The sequence below is a fragment of the Porphyromonas levii DSM 23370 genome (genome assembly GCF_000379925.1).
Taxonomy (GTDB): Bacteria; Bacteroidota; Bacteroidia; order Bacteroidales; family Porphyromonadaceae; genus Porphyromonas_A; species Porphyromonas_A levii.
Window position 1 is genome coordinate 1 of record NZ_KB904316.1, and the last position, 16,389, is coordinate 16,389.

The 16,389-nt window shown below is 49.3% G+C and carries 14 protein-coding genes; all 14 read right to left on the bottom strand.

The window, feature by feature from the left end; all coding sequences use genetic code 11:
- Nucleotides 1-2,941: 2,941 nt before the first annotated feature.
- On the bottom strand, nt 2,942-3,739 hold the full coding sequence (locus A3GG_RS0110965; protein WP_018359329.1) for a hypothetical protein: 798 nt from the start codon (nt 3,737-3,739) through the stop codon (nt 2,942-2,944).
- Nucleotides 3,736-7,368 (bottom strand): coiled-coil domain-containing protein, encoded by a 3,633-nt coding sequence (locus tag A3GG_RS0110970; protein ID WP_018359330.1) that lies wholly within the window; start codon nt 7,366-7,368, stop codon nt 3,736-3,738. Before A3GG_RS0110970 ends, A3GG_RS0110965 begins: the two co-directional genes overlap by 4 nt.
- 214 nt (nt 7,369-7,582) lie before the next feature.
- A complete protein-coding gene (locus tag A3GG_RS0110980) occupies nt 7,583-7,903 on the bottom strand; it encodes a hypothetical protein (RefSeq protein ID WP_156808741.1) in 321 nt (106 codons plus the stop codon).
- Nucleotides 7,904-7,986: 83 nt separating this feature from the next.
- The gene (locus A3GG_RS0110985) at nt 7,987-8,496 is read right to left on the bottom strand and encodes a hypothetical protein (protein ID WP_018359333.1); all 510 of its coding nucleotides are present in this window, start codon (nt 8,494-8,496) and stop codon (nt 7,987-7,989) included.
- Nucleotides 8,497-8,515: 19 nt separating this feature from the next.
- On the bottom strand, nt 8,516-8,977 hold the full coding sequence (locus A3GG_RS0110990; RefSeq protein WP_018359334.1) for an HU family DNA-binding protein: 462 nt from the start codon (nt 8,975-8,977) through the stop codon (nt 8,516-8,518).
- Nucleotides 8,978-9,033: 56 nt separating this feature from the next.
- Nucleotides 9,034-9,492 (bottom strand): hypothetical protein, encoded by a 459-nt coding sequence (locus tag A3GG_RS0110995; RefSeq protein WP_026215794.1) that lies wholly within the window; start codon nt 9,490-9,492, stop codon nt 9,034-9,036.
- Nucleotides 9,485-9,817, bottom strand: coding sequence for a coiled-coil domain-containing protein (locus A3GG_RS12505; RefSeq protein ID WP_018359336.1), 333 nt, complete (start codon nt 9,815-9,817; stop codon nt 9,485-9,487). Before A3GG_RS12505 ends, A3GG_RS0110995 begins: the two co-directional genes overlap by 8 nt.
- A gap of 6 nt (nt 9,818-9,823) precedes the next feature.
- Nucleotides 9,824-10,249, bottom strand: a complete 426-nt coding sequence (locus A3GG_RS0111005; protein ID WP_018359337.1) for a structural protein — start codon at nt 10,247-10,249, stop codon at nt 9,824-9,826.
- 70 nt (nt 10,250-10,319) lie between these two features.
- Entirely contained in the window at nt 10,320-11,216 is an 897-nt protein-coding gene (locus tag A3GG_RS0111010) for a hypothetical protein (RefSeq protein WP_018359338.1), read from the bottom strand.
- A 21-nt stretch (nt 11,217-11,237) separates the two neighbouring features.
- Nucleotides 11,238-12,185 (bottom strand): HK97 family phage prohead protease, encoded by a 948-nt coding sequence (locus A3GG_RS0111015; protein WP_018359339.1) that lies wholly within the window; start codon nt 12,183-12,185, stop codon nt 11,238-11,240.
- 93 nt (nt 12,186-12,278) lie between these two features.
- Nucleotides 12,279-12,725: a hypothetical protein gene (locus A3GG_RS0111020; RefSeq protein WP_018359340.1), complete on the bottom strand. Its 447-nt coding sequence runs from the start codon at nt 12,723-12,725 to the stop codon at nt 12,279-12,281.
- Nucleotides 12,722-13,216 (bottom strand): phage virion morphogenesis protein, encoded by a 495-nt coding sequence (locus A3GG_RS0111025; protein ID WP_018359341.1) that lies wholly within the window; start codon nt 13,214-13,216, stop codon nt 12,722-12,724. The genes A3GG_RS0111020 and A3GG_RS0111025 overlap by 4 nt, the downstream gene beginning before the upstream one ends.
- Before the next feature lie 107 nt (nt 13,217-13,323).
- Entirely contained in the window at nt 13,324-15,954 is a 2,631-nt protein-coding gene (locus A3GG_RS12510) for a phage portal protein family protein (RefSeq protein WP_018359342.1), read from the bottom strand.
- An 11-nt stretch (nt 15,955-15,965) separates the two neighbouring features.
- Nucleotides 15,966-16,388 carry a phage protein Gp36 family protein gene (locus A3GG_RS0111035; RefSeq protein ID WP_018359343.1) on the bottom strand — a complete coding sequence of 141 codons (423 nt, stop codon included), beginning with the start codon at nt 16,386-16,388 and terminating at the stop codon, nt 15,966-15,968.
- Nucleotide 16,389: the final 1 nt, after the last annotated feature.

Genomic DNA, 16,389 nt, shown 5'->3' on the forward strand with positions numbered 1-16,389 from the left:
TGGGTGGTGTATCGCCACGACTTCCCCATATACTCCCCACTCGTGTCGGTGCTTGTGTAGGTGTCGCCTATGTGGCGAGCTTTGGCGGTGTTGCCCTGCCACTCGCTCTCGGGTAGCTTATTGGGGGCTGGGGCACCAGGGTAGAACCAATTGCTCACCTCTCCATCCACTTGCTCTTGTAGGTTGCNAAGCCTCTTATTGGCTTCTGTAATAAGGGCTGTGAGGGTGGCGTTGTCGCTCGCTCCACTCTGCCGTAGTCGTTCAAGCTCGTTAGCTAGTGCCTTTCGGGCTTCTGCCTCGCTCTTTATGCTTTGATTGGTGGTCTCTATCTGCTCCTGGGTATCCTCTGGTGCTGGTGTCCAGTCGGTGTCAATGGTGCCTCGCTCTAGCTTTGCATGTGATAGGGTTATTTTTCTTCTCCAATCCCAAGAAATAGTGGATAGGAGGTAGATAGCACTGAATGGTTTTCTTACTTTGAAATGATAGATGCATCGCTTCCCTTCTTTATTATCAAAAGACCCTCTGCTTTGATGTACATATTTCCAAACAGATGTATTGCTAGCAGAAGGCATAAAGGTGTACAAATTAGGAGTAGCTTTCTGCTTGCCATCCTCTACCTCACCCACCTCTTCTGCTACGAAAGTAAATGTGTACTCCCCTGCTGGCAATGTCTCGCTTGTATCCCACTTAAGGAGGTCGTAAGTAGTTTTTGCTTTTTCGCTTACACGTAGTAGGTTGCGTCCACCTACCTTAATATTATCCACCTTAGCGTCTACTTTATCTATGGCTTTGTTAACTTCTTCGGTAGTGCCATTGGCACGCCTAAAGCTGATTTGGTCGGAGATGATTTCGCCTGTTTGGAGGTTGATTGTCATATTGCCATTGGCACTGGAGATGGCGTCAACGACCATCTGACCAGGGCTGACCATTGTGAAGCCGTAGAGACGATTGTAGGCACGATCGCCATCCGTGACGCTGGAGAGCGTACCGACGAGCAGATGGTAATGCGTAGTTGCCTCAAAAGGCAAAGGGTCGGGAGAAAGGAGGTAGTTACCTCCCTTGCCCTTACGCTCCACTTTAGCATAAATATAGTAGCTCTGCTCCGTGTCGGTGAGAGCAGGCGAAGTGTAGCGAGCGACTGACCAGTAGCGATAGTCGGTAGACTTTCGGGCGTTGGTGACGCTCGTTATCCCAATGCTCTGATGACGGATAAACGCATTAGGAATCATCACCCGCATACTCTGAGTGTCGTAATTGACAGCAACATTTGTTGACGTCATTGAGCCATACCGCTCTACGAAGTCAAACTGTGTTGCCTGACTGCCAATCAAAACCCCCATCGTCTCCACCACGCTGGGCTTAATCCGCTTAGAGAAGCCCTCAATCCCCTCCACGGCCTTTTCCACCATACCGATATGCTCTAGTGCTTGGCGATAATCTTGTCGCTGTGAGCGTTGCTGAGACCTCTGCTCTTGTTTGCGAAGTATACTCTCTGCCGCAAGCTTACCCAGCTGGTTCCCAATATAACCACCCTCAGAGGCGTTGGTGAGCGTAAGCTCCGCCGCAAAAGGTCTATCAATAGGGTGCTGTATCGCCACAACGCGTATCTTCTCACCCTTAGGGAAGATATCCGGGTCGCTAAATAAAATATAGCTCCCAGGCACTACCTTACCTCCAATTTCCAGCCACTTAGCATGAGTATAAGAGGGGTCGAGCTTGCCATCGAACTTGAAGCGAGAGGTCTCCAGCTTATGTAGGAATTTGCACCCCTCATGAAATAGCTCCATTGATGCCTTCTCTGTATAAGTTGGAGGGAGTGAAATACCGTAAATTGCATACCTATCTCCCACGGCTGGCATATATATACCGCCTGGCATTGTGAACCCGTCCTGTTCAGATGGAACCAGCTGGAAGCGTCTCTCCTCATGCTTGTAGCCCGTGAGGGCATCCTTAGTTTGTGCTATTTCGAACTCCCGACCCTGCAACATACCAGAGAGAAACACCACCATTGCCTTTTCTCCGGGTATGCGGTAATCATTAAAATTGAGGGCTTCAGGAATTGAATCGTCAAAGAAGTCCACAAAGCCCTTTGGAGTTGTCTCTGCCTTAGAGACTGCCCCCTCTCTACAAGGGTAAATCTCCGTCCCGTCAAAGCTCTCCTCTGCAAGAGATGTACCGTAATATTTACCCTTGATGAAAGATCCAGTCTCGTCTGTGCTATAAGTCGTGCCTTCGTATTCAAAAGTTGCCGATTTGGGGAGTTGTAAGGTCATCGCTCCATAAGTAGACGGGTTGATATTGCGACTACTACCCTCTACGAAGAGTCGCCCGATCCTCTGTGTGTCAGTGTCACTCCGTACACCTACACCTGGCAAGAAGCCTTTCCCCATACCATAGGAGAGCGGTAGAGGGTTGTCCTTATTGAGCTCCAGCTTGCGGAGATGTATAGTCTTACCCTCCACGCGAAACTCGGTCTGATACTCCTCACATACCCTACGGATAGCATCCCAGCAGTATTCGTGCTTAAATGCCAAGGTCTTCACCGCACCATCCACCACATCTCCAACCTGCCAATCGCTACCCATTGACTTAGCGACAAAGCGGACAAAGTCAATTGGCTTCCCCGTCAACACAAAGCTCAGCACAGGCTTCTCCTGCCCTGCATCCTTTATCTTGACCATCTTGAGAGCTTCCTCCTCTCCGTGCATCATACCACTGTGTACGTAATGCTCTGTATTTTCTTTTCGACATTCAAGTGGATAAAACAGAGTGTAGGTATAGCCCTCCACTTTCACGGTAGAGCCTAATGGTAGTGTGATAGGAGTCTCACACTTTATTGTAAACTCAAAGCGGTTGCCTTCGCTTACGGAGCGATATACATTACTGCTCTCCTCGACCTCGATGGGCATTGTAGTGCCTGATGGAGTCAAAAAATCTAGTATCATTTGTGTACTGTTTGGAAGTGTATAGTAAACTTGATGAAACACTTGCTTCTCTCTTGGAATGGTGCCAATTTTGATGTCTCATCCATGTGTGTATAGTAAACTCGGTTAGCGGTTCCTGCGACATTGAGAAGACGACTACCTGATTTATCGATAGCTTTCCAGAGTGAAGAGAGGTTGCCCTTGAGTCCCTTTGTAGAAGTCGCTATCATCGTACACTCAATTGCAATGCTCTTACTTGGGACCACCTCTGTAGGTCTCTTGAGAGCATATGGCAGTAGAGCTGTATCGTATGCTTTCTGCACGACAATTCCATAGGCGGATAGATCCACGCCATCCAGTGTGATGTAGCACTTTCTAGTCTCCGCCTCTATCGGAAAGGCTAAACCCCTATAGAGAGCAGGCAGTGACCTCTGTTCAAACTCCACTCCAAGGATACCACAGCCTGGAGCATTATCCACCAAACCGCCTATGTGATTGTAGCCCGTAAATCGTAAAGGGGCGAGTTGGTATACCTGGCCCAACTGCCCTAGATAAAACTCCACCGAACGGGGCTCAAAAAGTGATCGCACGAGCTTTAGTCGATCTGCATTCGGGCGCAATATGGCGAACTCCATTGTAATCCTTTTGGGTTCATACTCTGGCGGAGAAATCAGGTCAGCATCTCGTAGGGTCACCTCATGCCAATCTGTATAGTCAGGCTCCTTCCGGGTGGGAAATGACCATATACTATAGTCGCTCCCTCGATGTAGGTAGATGCCTTTTTCGTCTAATATATTGGTGCCAATCTTATTCATTTCTTTAATTTGGTGCCTTCAGTTCGTATAATTCTGATGTCCGACTTGATGTCTGCTAGTGCAGACAAAAAAGCAGTGTTACGGGCGATAGTCTGCACCTCGCTGAATATTGCACGCATCACGTTGAGTCGCTCCACCGACATCGTACGCTCTACCTCCATAATGGAGACTATAGTACCTACCTTCTCGACCACTAGAGTCATCTGACCATTAAACTTAGTGATGTCATCTTGTGACGCTCTTGCGATACCTCTTGCCGCTGCCTGCCTGCGTGTATCTGTTGCTTCAAAAGCCTTAATACCCTGCTTCGCTAGCTCCTGCCTTGCTAGATCCATATCCCGGCCAAAGGCCTCAACACCCTCCTTGTAAGTTTTGCTGAACCAAATGATATCGTCTACTATAGAGCCATCACCACTCTCACCATATGAGGCAGTCATTCGCTCCTCCAGCTGGTCAAAGAGTGACTGGAAGTGTTGCGCAAAGACCATCTGCTCTATAATGCCCTCGATCACCTTATTCACATGCTCCGCATAGTCATCTACTGCATCGTAGATATCACCATTGCGCCAAGCATTTATCAAGGTCTGCGATAGCGTCTGCCCTAGGTCTCCAGCTAAGCTCTTGAAGGTCTCTTTCATCTGTTGCTCAGCTTCGAGAGCCTTCTTGCGAATCTCCTCCCAGTTATCTACTAGCTTCTTGGTGTGGTCATCTAGCCTTTTGTAATTTGCAAGGATTTCTGGATTGAGCTCAAAAGTCTTTGTTCCTGCCTTGAGTATAGAGCCATAGGTTTTGACTAGAGAGTCAAAGATGGGTACAATTTTCTTTCTGCTTGCACCAAAGACTGCACCAAAGACTGCACCAATCCCTGCGCCAATCCCTGCGCCAATCAAATTGCCTATCCCTGGGATAAAAGAGCCAATCGCAGCGCCTACCGCCGCTCCTCCGCCTGCTCCCGTAGCTACATTCTTGCCGCTGACCACCTTGCGTGTACCCGTCTGTACACGCCCTTGCTCCATCTGCCTAAGCCCCTTGTAAAGCGCAGTCATCGCCTCTGAATACTGCTTTGCGCCAGCTATTGCACGTGCATAAGGGTTCTCAATGCCGAAAATATTCTCCCCCTTATACTCTAGCGTAGCGAGGTGCAACATACGCTGTCGGTGCTCCGCCTCCGAGAGAGAGGCATTGTATTCCTCGATAGCCTTTCTATTCTCCTCTACCTGTTGTCGAGCCATGCCCCATATCTGCGCGAGCCCACTAATACCAGCCGATACCACCTCTACGGCATTCGCTCCATCCCTCATAGAGGTCACCACCCGGTCCACCGAACTCGATAGTGCGCCAAATACCTCACCCACCTCTCCGCCAACACTCGAGAGAGAAGCGAAGATGCTTCGCATCCCATTTGCTAACTCCTCCAGTTTCTTTACCGGCATCTTTTTGAGTTCTTCCGAGAGCTCTCGCATCTCTGCCTTAACTTGCCTGATATCCTCTGCCGCATCTCCTCCGGCTGCCTCTATCTCCATGAGCTTAGCTAATCGCTGCTCTGCTAGCTCCAACTGTCTCCGAAGAAACTCCTCTTCTCTATGCGCACGGGTGGCATATCGCTTATCACTCATCTGTATACGGCGAAGCTCCGTGCGCTCTTCTAAGTCAATCTGCCTTAGCTCGTGCTCTCGTTGCGCTAGTTCTCGCTCCTGCAGCCTATTGCGCTCTATCAACACGCTTGCTTCTGCCAAATCCCCCTCGTTCTCCGCACTCGCACGCGCCCTCTCCTGCAGTTTACTGTAGTAATCATCGATCTGTGCCAACCTCTGATCGAGCTTCGTGGCAAACCTCCGATCCATCTCCGCCTGAATCTCCTGCATGACTGCATCAGATGCGGTATTCACATCCGCCACCTGCCTATTGTAGTCGTCATCCACCCGACTAGATAGCTTATTGAGCTGCACCCTCTGCGGAGAGACATCCACACCATGCTTCGCTTCGATAGTACCTATTTCGTCGAGCTGCTCCATAATGAGTGTCTTACGTTCGTCGTACTCTTGCCTTAGCTTAGCTAGCCGCTTCTGCCTGCCCTCCTCCATCGCAGCAAGCGCTAGGGCGCCACTATCCCTCTCTGCATCCTCAGATATCTTAGCTAGCCGCTGATATACACGCTCCAAGTCTCGCTCGGCAGACTTTGTGCCAGCCACCCCCTCCCTTCCAAGAGGGCTAATCCCGGCGCCCGCAATTACCGCATCATATTTAGAGGCAAACTGCAGGTATTTCGCTACAAACCTATCGGCATTCTCAAATCCTCGCTCCGCCTCCACCCTAAGCCTTCTAGCAGCATCACGGGCAAGATCCTCTGCGGCAACCGACTTGCCGTAACCGTACCGATTTCGGTCGGAGTTTGCCATTGTAGCAGTAAGCCGATCAAAGAAGGTCGTCTTGCCGCCTCGCTCCTCTGCCTCCAGCATCTTTTCGATAGCCTTTTTATACGCTTCGCTTGCGAGCTCCATGGCTGCGGTCGCCTTGGCTCGCTCCAGCACAGCTTGCCGAAATGCATCGGCGTTCCCAATAAAAAGATTATCCGCCTCATGAGCGTCCGCAACCGCCACACCAAGCCCTTCGAAATCCTTCTGCCCCTGCCGCACGAACTTGGTTTTGGCGTCGATATCATCGCCGAGGGCTACATACGACTGCCTCATCTGCTCAAACTTCGCGATTGTGCTGCCCACCTGGCGAGAAACCGAAGCATTGAAAGCCTCTGTTTCCATCTGTGCTTGCTTCTGCTTGCTGATATATTTGTCAAGAGCGGTGATACCCCATCCGACGAGCAGGCCAATCCCTGCCGTCATAGCTCCCATCATTACCTTGGCAGCAGTGGCAGATCCTCCCATCGCTACCGTCATCCGTTGGAGCACTCTTGTATATACCTCCTTTGCTTTAGATAATGTATGCACCCTAAAAGCACTCGTACTAGAGAAAGCCTGCTGTGCCTGCTGAAGTCCAATGGTAATTGCTAAGAGGGATTGTACCTTTGTCTGTATCTCTGCAAAGCGCTCGCTTTCTCCAGAGAGTACTCCCACAGCACCTGCAGCAGAGGTCACGACTCCCAAGAAGCCTTGTAGTCCAGAAATAACACCTGTCATGGCTGCTGATCCTTTGGTCATCAACTGTTGCTCTCTCACTACCCCTTGATATGCGATATTGAGTTGCTCCAGCTCCGCGCGCAACTGTCGGTATTGCTCACTATTTTCGCCACCGACCTGTCTAAGTCGAGCCATCTCATCACGAACGTTGTACATCTTAGTTTGGAGCGTCTCCTTAGCTTGTGATGTCAGACGTAGTTCTGCTTGCAAATGCTTTAGCCCCTGAGTCTCATCTATCAGCTCACGTTTAAGGTCACTGAGTGATTGGCTTAGTTTAGCAGTAGCCTTTGGAGACTCTTTTATCGTCTGCTCCAGATGGGCAATCTCTTTTTTAAGGCGTGCCAAGTGCTGCTGCTGTAAAGCGATACTCCTCTTCAGCTCACGCTCAGCAGCCCTCGAGCTATCAGCCATCCCGTCTATCGATTGCGCAATACTCTTACTCTCTTCTGCCGCATTCCCATTGATATTAATGGGTATTTCTACTGGATCTAGCATTATATTATTGTGTTATTGATTTCGTCTAACAGTGCTACATCTAATTCATCTGTTACAATTGGGCTTACTTCGCCCTGTCGCACACTAGGATTATCGGCCATCTCGAGCAATATAGTTACCCATGGAGCCCCCCATAGAAGTTCCTGCCTAGTCAGGCGCAACTTTTTCCGCACATAGCTCATAATTCCGAAAGGGCTATGAAACACAGCGGTCTTTAACTCCCCCTCACCTCTGTCGGTCTCATCACTTCTTCGCCGACCAGAGCGGCCCAATTGGTAAGCGTCATAAAATCCCTGTCTCTATTGAGCGCTTGCACAATGGCGAAAAGTTCAAAAAGACTGTCGGAGCGCACATACCTTATAAGGTATCGCGTAAGCCACCGCCTAAACCACCTGATGCGCCGAGGATGATTAAGCACAGCAAGAGCGACAACCTCCGCCTGCACCTCGAGTTCACTCGCCTCATCCCGTAGCCTGCGTATCTCGAGTATCGTGCCTAGATAGAGCGGCATAATGCGGAGTTTTATGCCTTTCACACCCATCCACCTCAAACAGCGAGGGGCGGGCATTTTGAATTGCACGCCCCTCTCTAGCAAAAGATCTATAGTAGCTCGATCTATCATACGCTCAAAAGCTGAACAAATGCCTTCTTCCACTCGTCTGACGCCTTCTTGAGAATGAACTTGAATGGTGCCTTGCTTACCTTACCGGTACCAAAGTTGAATTCAGGGCGCACCTGACCATCCACTCGTGGTAATAGATAAGTCTTCCCTGGGTAGGTCTCAATCTTGATCGCCTTCTCGAACCTGTGAAGGTCGCCAGAGAACTCCAGCCCTATGGAAGTCTTCTCGAATCCAAGAATGCTCACCATGTCACTCTCAGAGATGTCCACAAAAGCACCAGATAGCGTATAAGGCTTTCCGGTGGACTCGGTGTACACCGGGATGTCACTCTCGTTGCAGAAAATCTCCTGCTCCTCTGGGTCTTCGCTCTTGAGCGGCATTTCATCATCACGGAGCGTACAGGGCAATTTCGTCCATTTGGCACTCTTTACGCCTGCTGAGCTGGTGATAGGGTCTGCTATATACAACTGCTTCACTCTAAGTACTGCTAATGTCTTCTCTGCCATAATTGTACTTTTCTATGTGTTAAATATTATCGTCTACTCCTCCCGTGCCAGGCTTCTTCCCGCCCTCCTCGTGAGGCTTTGTCGCTGGTGCCTTGCAGGCATCGGTCTGACACTCAAAGCGCACCTGCGCGAGCTCTGCTTTGAGGTAGGTAGAGGGCGTGTAGCGCATCTTTACCCCCTTGATGTGGGTTGCCCTAAACTGCTCGCCAGCGGGCACGCCCTTTGACTGCAATCGAGGGGTAAAAGTTCCTAGCTCGTGGAGCTTGACGGAGTAGCCCTCTCGCACATACTCGGCCACCACCTCGCCGAGATGGGTAAGGACGTTCATCACATCACCTCGACCCAGTGAGGTAATCTTCTCAAGTCGCTCCGCAATCTCGCGGATAGGGATAGAGCCCTTATTGACCTGCGTAGCCACTTGTATGTTCTTACCATCACCAAGCCTGTTTTTCTTTTCGTAAATCTTGTAAATCAATGCCATATTAATCTCCTTTAATTTTATTACTAGTGTTTGGTTGCACCATCACTAGTGATTGATTATCTCATCACTAGTGATCGTTTCACCCATCTATAACCATGTCGCCCTATAAGGACTAATAGTGTGACGAGACCTACATACATAAAAGCCTTTTGCCACCAGCTCAGTCGGTTGACCTCCACCTCTCGCACTACCTCGACGGGCACCTCCTTTGTGACGGTGGTCTCGGCGTACTGGTATTGCTCTAAGGGCTTCTCCGCTCGGATATTGAGCATGCCATTACGCAGCTGCCACAAGAGTTGTAGACCGGTTGTCGAGACCGCCACCCCTGATGTTTCCGTGCCGTTCGAGAGCCGTTCGAAGGGCACCCGAATGAGCGCCGTATCGCGGGGGAACTCTATCGTCTTGAGCTCTACGCTTGTCACCTCACGCACCGGCACTTGAGTCACCATCGGTTGTCGCGCCTTGCAGGAGACAAGGAGCAGAGCAAAAAAACAGACAGAAAGAAATCTATTCATTGTCCTTTATCTTTGTACCTCTTCGCCTCGGACGAGGGATAGCAATATTCATAGACTTCAGCAGCTCTCGCATTGCCTCCGACTCCTCCTTGAGCGCATCAAGTTGTTGCATCAGTGTCTCCTGGTTGGCTTGCAGCGTAGAGTTTTCCACCCTCAACTCAACCACCTCTGCAAGGAGGTCTTTATTGCGCTCAGAAAGTAGATCGATACTCGACTGCAGATCTGCGAGAAAATCGTTATTCGCCTTCTTTCGCCCTGCCAGCCAAGCTATCGGCGTGCCGATAAGACCGAGCACCGTGCCTGTGATAAATTGCCAATCCATCATCTTACTTTATCTAACTGATTGCTCAAAGAGCCTCCAGCCCTCCTCTACCTCTCTACTCCGTGCGGGTCTACCATTTTCGTGTTCTGAGATAGCAGCTGCTAGAGCGGTAAGCGTAGCCTTATCTGCCGATAGCTTTTGATTTCTACCAAGCCCTGTTGTCCTGCAAACAGAACTAATGTAAGCTTCCGTATTGTTTTCGTGGCTTGGTGCCCACCTCTGTATGATGAGGGCGACAGTATCCAACTTGCGCAGGCGGATATAATTACTCAAGAGCTTTATAAGCGCTCTATACCCCCACTCAATGCTCTGAAAAGTGAGGAATCTCGGATCTCTCTGATCGGAGCTAAGCCCCATCCAGCGCTCCTTTGTTCGAACAATATTGCCAGGGTTGTTATTTCTGATCCCCCGTGGGATATGATTCTCCTTAAACATTTCGCTCCCTCCTTCTGATTAAATCTAGGCGGAGCAAGGGGAAGCCCCCTTGCCCCACCAGGAACACCACTTACCCTTCGCTATCCTGAACGATTGCATACACACCCTTTTTGTCGTGACGACGCTTAGACCCTCCAGCGCGGAGCAAGAAGGAATAAACATCTCCGTAATAAGTGGGCGAATCCTCATCGCCATACATTTTCACTTCACCCCTCGCTCTTGATACTGCGTCCTCATGCCACGCTAGCGCTGCGGCACTATCGTCTGCTCCTGCAACCGTAGAGAGATTGTTGCCGCTATAGAAGAGCACAGTGCTACGCATCATTACCTTGATTCCGTAGAGCTCGCCACAGACACCCTTTTTGACGTCAACAGCCGTAAAAAACGCTGCTGATTCCTTTGCCGTCAAACTATCGATAAACTGATCGTACATGATAGCATCCACCAACACATATCGGCCATCTGCAGGAACATCATCTACATTCATCCTTGTAAAGACCTTCTTGAGATCATTCTTCGTAAACGCCTTTCTTTTGCCAGTTGCCTTAGGAGCGTGAGCCTCGACGGGAACTCCAGTTGTTTCAACAATGCGATCATCGTCACCTACCGGTGCCCACTTGCGAAGGATGCTCTCATGCGCCTTACGATGAAGTTCCTTCTTGTCGCTTGCAATAACGCTATTGCGTTTGTTGTAAGACAACTGCACCGTATCTGCATGAGAGATGCGGATAGGATTTGTAGTAAACTCAGACATCGCATACTCGACATCGTAATCTGTCCTCTCGTTTACCGCTGCGGGGAGCCTGCTTCTATTCTCCTCCACCCCGCTAGGAGCTCCGGCGTTAGGTATGTGTACCTTCTTTCCATTGACATACTCCGAGTCGTCCCGAGACTTACTAACAAATGAGTCGTCAGGGAAAAGACCCTCAACAACATCATTAAGCCAAATTTCTTTCTCTAGTGCCATATTATACTCTATATTTAGTGATTAAAATTTTGGATCTCTACCAAAGCGCTCTCTAAACTTCTCTGCGTACAGTTCAGGATCTGCATCTTTCAGCCCCACGAGCTTGTCAGCCTTATCTAGGTCGTCCCAGCTCATCTTTACGAGCTCTGAGCCCTCGCTCTTATTCACATTCTCGATTTGCGTTGTCACCGACACAGGCTTTGGTAGCGCCGAGAGCATCGCCTTAGCATTCTCGTGGTCAGCCCCAAAGAGTTTCAATGTAGCTTCGCGCGCCGAAGCATCTAGCCTGCCCTCCCGGATTGCCGCATCAGTAAGCGACACCGCCTCGGCTTTTTGAGCCTCTGCTTCACGCTGTTTGTAGCCGCTCAACTCATCTTTTAGCGACTGCACCGCTTGCACAATCGCCTGCTCCCTCACATCACCAGGGAGGCGAAGGATGTTTGTTAGTTCTGTTTTCATGTTACTTTGTTGTTTGTTATGATTTACCCCCTTGTTGTCTGTCAACTCAAGTATCGTGGCAATATCCGCCTCCTCCACTCTCTTGCCGTCGGCATCATAGAGCGCAAGTGCGTTGTGATTTGCTGGGATATTACAGATAGATGCCTCGCGCACCACCCAGCGAAGCACCGTGGCACCCGTCTGCCCCTCTATCAACAGCGACGCATCGGAACTACTCTCCTTTATCCAAGCACCCACAGAGCAAGCTCGGATAAAGTCGTCCTCAACCTTCTGCGCTATCTTTGCCGCCTTTTCGTCTTCCAAGTCGAATACCGCATCTGCCAGTATCTTTGTGCCCTCAATACGAATGTTCTCCCAGCGGCCGATTGGCATATTCCAGGACTCGTGATTGTAGAACATTACAGGGTTCTTTTTGAACTCCTCGAGATCCGCCCCACTGGTAAGCATACGAAAGCCGTATGTATTCACACTCTCGTCATGCAGTATGAAAGTCTTTGTTGTTTTCTTCATGATTTCCTCCCCATTAAAGAATTATTATATGCGCAAATATAGAGCTGCAGGTTGCGCCGCACAAAAATGTATGACACTGTGACACACATTTCTTTACTCGCCCCCTATTTTTGCCGTTTCTTCAATGAATTCTACCCCAAAAATCACCTCGTACTCAAATAGCGTTCGCCCACCAGGCGGGGTGCGCCGCCTAGCAGAAATACGTGAAAGTGGAGCAAAGTGCTCGGTGCTGTAGCCCTGTAGTGCGCTGTAAACCTCCGCAACAAGATCGTATGGAGCCATAGATCTATCATCGTCGATATTATTTACCACATCGGTAATGATAGTAGCCACAACACGCCCTCTACACATCTGCGAAACTGGTGTTATGTCGTTTGCCTGAACAACCTCTATATCGATAAGCACCGAGGGGTAAGCGAGCGGTGGTCGAGAGTTCTCCGAGTACCCCACGGAGAGTTGCCCTGTATTCATACTCACTTGCCTAAGCGTAGACACTGCTCTTAGAAGCTGCTCTTTGATTTCTAAGTATATCGTCTTCATTTCAAGATCTTCTTGATATCGTTAATAATCTCTTGTTTGATTTCTGCTGTCATCTTTTTTGATGGCCCCATAAAAGGGCGCTTCGGCATGGTGAACTCCTTTTTGCCATAAACCTTAGCCTTAAGTCCATATTGATGCACCCTCGCATAAGGGGCGGTATTCTTGACAATGATGCCGTCCTTGGTGCGTACGTAGTTGAATGCACTGGAGAGGTGACCCGTCTCACCCGAAAGAATTTTTGCACTGGTGCGAGACAAGCTAAATCGCTCTATCTGACCACTGTGCCCATACCAAGGGCTATCCGGTTTGCGTCGCTCTACCTCTGCCCAAGGATTTAGCGTATCATCAGTGAAGCCCTCTTGGTTGAAGGAGTCTCGAAAATGCTCAATAGCAATGCCAGCCATCAGCTCACGCACATCGTCGCCCTCGATGTACTCCTGCACCTGACGCATCTTCTCCATAAACTGATCTGAAAACTTTGAGATGTCCATAATATTTGCCTATATCCTTTATTATCACTACCTTTGCGGTGCAGGATGCGGTAAAAGATTGAAGTGTGTAACTTCCGCCGTTCACTGCTCCAACAAGTAGCGTATTACTAGGTGTAGTACGCTACTATTTTGTTTTTATGGATGACAATTAGCTCATCAAACTGTACCCATTGAGATGTGCCCTTTAGCCCATTGTATTTCGCAAGTCCATGTTCTAAATCACATTCTTCGGATGTAATATTTAACACAGCCACCTGAACATTTGGCTTTTTCGCACAGTGTTTTAAGCTGTTGCGGATATTATTTGCTGTGCCATTCTTCACCATAGCTATTTCCATATTCCGCCCATTCCACCTTCCGTCTGTATTTTTACGATTTGGAATACTATGTACTTCCTCCTCTAATATCACAGAGTGTCCATTCTTATACCCAAGTTCTTGCACCATATATTCTCCCTGACCTCCAACTTTATCGAAGTTGTGATTTTTGTGTGTGGCTTTCAATCCTCCTGTTTTTGGGTCAAAGCATACGTCTAGATAGTTTGGATTATTGAGTAGCTCTTTGTAGAGCTCTCTCCGACTCCTGATGAGTTCTCTCCTCTTTTTCCCATTGTAAGCCAGTCGGTGCATGGGACAAAGCTGGCTCTCCTCATCACTTAGTTTAGAGCCATTTACCAACTCCTGTCTACGACACTCGGGGCAAGTGACCTCACCCTTGCCCTTAAGATATGGATGCTCGTCCAGCTTAAAGGGGCTGGCACTCTTGCCTGGGTTCTGCCGTAGCACACTAGGCATATTGCGGTCATCCTCCCCCTCTGCAGGGACATCGGTGGCTGGCTTGCGGGTCTTCTTGACACCGCACTGACAATTCCATTCCTTCGGAGGCATGTGAATATCCCACCATGAATGTTCGATAGGTAAAATAGTGCCTACCCACTCACGATGCTCCTCTCGCTTATCCTTCGCTTTGCTCTCGATGTACTCTAGGTTGGGAAAAATATGCTTGGTGCGGAGTGCCTCCTGATAGTACCGTGCTGCATCAGCTGCATGGATGGCAGTGTTGTACTCAGTTCGTAGCCATTGCTCATTATACCGCCCAATAATCGGCTCTACAGCCTTGCGAAACTGTCGGAAACTCCTCAGATTGCCCTCCTTGTCGGTGAGGGCATTATAGAGGGCATCCATTTCCGCATGAGTCTTGAAGGCATTGAAGACACTTGTGTTGTACTTAAATTCCTCTACAAAAGGGAAGAGTTCGTCATCTGCTGTGTCAAAGACCATGTCTAGCCCTCTCTGGAGTGGTTGATCATTGGCGGAGAAGAGCTGTTTTACGGCCTCTTCATATTCCCCCTTATGAAGCTGACGAAGCGCCTCGAGTACCAGCGCCTTGACGTCAAAACCTACACTATTATCATTAGCAGCAAGTGTGGTGATAGAGGTCGTCCAATTCCTTAGTGAGCCCTGAGCTGCTATCAGGGCGTCGACGAAAAAATCCATTAGCTTTTTCTTCAGGGCTTTCGGCTCTTTCGGCTCTTTCGGTTCATCAGACTTATCAGATTTGTCCTCTGGCTCAGTAGGCAACTCCGCTTGCTTCGCTCCTGCCACATCTTCGCCCTTTGCTGGCTTAGGGATGCCGTAGCGGTCGTAGATGTAGGTGGTAGGTATAGGTATGATGCCTGAGAGCTTCACGATGTCGTCTACGCTGGTCTCCTCCACCTCGCTTGGGGTGGAGAAGTAGCCTCCACTGGCTTCTGCATATCCTCTTGCTTCGAGGAAAGGCACCAGACGTTCGTTCAGCAGGCGGGTAACGAATCGGATATCGCTCTTATTCTTGCTCTGCTCCACATCCTTGTGCACATCACCAAGTGACCTCGCCCCACGTTCGCCCGCTACGGTGGTGAGGGTTTGCCCAAGTATGGTAATGAGCATTTCCTCATTGAGTGCCTTACGGAAGTCGTCGTAAGCTTCGCCACTTCCTTTCTGTGTGTCTTTTACCTCTATTTCCGTTTCATAAGGAGTGGCCATGTAAGAGCAGGAGCCCATCTCGTGGAGAGCCTGTATTATTTGCCTCTTGCCCTCTGGGTCATTAGCGTGGTACTTACCAATTCGCTGGGGCATGCCAAAGAGTTCTATCCATTGAGCCCAATCTCCAAAACCACCCCGCTTATAGATGGCATACTGAGCCGCCTTGACCATCAACCCATATTCACGCTCCTTACCTGTGACAATCACATGGTTTAGTCCCTCGTAGCTTAGTCCGTTATCCCACTTCATGAGATCCGGGATAATCTGCTTAGTCAGTAAGTCAATGTGCTGGGGTGGGATATAATCTACATGGAAGCCATCCTCTTGCATAGATAGCTCTGCTCCACCACGCCCATACATCTCTGCCATCATTAGGCTCTTGATTAGGTCCTCAAAGGCACTACTGTCGATGATGTCATCTACCACAAGCTTGACCGTCTCACCCTTGGCATTGTAAAAGGAGAAGTCTGCATTGATAACAGCCTTAATACGCTTATCGATAGCGTCCGATAGTACACCATCCAGCATCAGGTCATCAAATAGGTCATAGAGCTGTCGTACCCGACCACGGTCAGCGCTTTTGATGGCACTACGCCACTTGCCGATGTCTGCTACTCCACGGCCATTGGGAGCGACCACCAACGTGCGCACCACTGACTTGTCCTGTCTATTACTAGGTGCACTGTTGCCCCTAGCGTTTCTTTTCCTCCCCATATATTATCTACTTAATAGTGTTGTGTCCGTTTGGGATTACTGCCCCACAAAAATTCGCCATTGTCTGGATTACCGTCACCATCCTCGTCAAGAGTAGGTAGGTCTGGCACTACAGACCCCTTCTGAACCGACTTGAGCCAATCCACCGCTCTTTGGTAGAGAAAGGTGCGAAACTCGAGGTCGGCAGCATAGTTATTGAGCTTGATAAAGTGGAACACCGCCATATCCTTGATGAAAGCTAAAAGAATGGCATTGCGGTCGCTCCCTTCTGCACTGAAAATTCTCTCCTTATCATACCGAGAGAGGTAGCCCTTTGCCTCACTGATAGCTGCATCTATGGCAGAAAGTACAATTGTGTCATCATCTCTTGCTATGACCTTCAACTGCTCATTGTAAAGATGTGTATTGAGTTCGCTTGGTGTTAAGTATGCCATA

Bases quoted from the DNA above. Each gene is read 5' to 3' on its own strand.
- A3GG_RS0110965 (WP_018359329.1), bottom strand. From the start codon at position 3,739: ATGAATAAGATTGGCACCAATATATTAGACGAAAAAGGCATCTACCTA.
- A3GG_RS0111010 (WP_018359338.1), bottom strand. From the start codon at position 11,216: ATGGCACTAGAGAAAGAAATTTGGCTTAATGATGTTGTTGAGGGTCTT.
- A3GG_RS12505 (WP_018359336.1), bottom strand. From the start codon at position 9,817: ATGATGGATTGGCAATTTATCACAGGCACGGTGCTCGGTCTTATCGGC.
- A3GG_RS0110990 (WP_018359334.1), bottom strand. From the start codon at position 8,977: ATGGCATTGATTTACAAGATTTACGAAAAGAAAAACAGGCTTGGTGAT.
- A3GG_RS0111035 (WP_018359343.1), bottom strand. From the start codon at position 16,388: ATGGCATACTTAACACCAAGCGAACTCAATACACATCTTTACAATGAG.
- A3GG_RS0111025 (WP_018359341.1), bottom strand. From the start codon at position 13,216: ATGGACATCTCAAAGTTTTCAGATCAGTTTATGGAGAAGATGCGTCAG.
- A3GG_RS0111005 (WP_018359337.1), bottom strand. From the start codon at position 10,249: ATGTTTAAGGAGAATCATATCCCACGGGGGATCAGAAATAACAACCCT.
- A3GG_RS12510 (WP_018359342.1), bottom strand. From the start codon at position 15,954: ATGGGGAGGAAAAGAAACGCTAGGGGCAACAGTGCACCTAGTAATAGA.
- A3GG_RS0111020 (WP_018359340.1), bottom strand. From the start codon at position 12,725: ATGAAGACGATATACTTAGAAATCAAAGAGCAGCTTCTAAGAGCAGTG.
- A3GG_RS0111015 (WP_018359339.1), bottom strand. From the start codon at position 12,185: ATGAAGAAAACAACAAAGACTTTCATACTGCATGACGAGAGTGTGAAT.
- A3GG_RS0110970 (WP_018359330.1), bottom strand. From the start codon at position 7,368: ATGCTAGATCCAGTAGAAATACCCATTAATATCAATGGGAATGCGGCA.
- A3GG_RS0110985 (WP_018359333.1), bottom strand. From the start codon at position 8,496: ATGGCAGAGAAGACATTAGCAGTACTTAGAGTGAAGCAGTTGTATATA.
- A3GG_RS0110995 (WP_026215794.1), bottom strand. From the start codon at position 9,492: ATGAATAGATTTCTTTCTGTCTGTTTTTTTGCTCTGCTCCTTGTCTCC.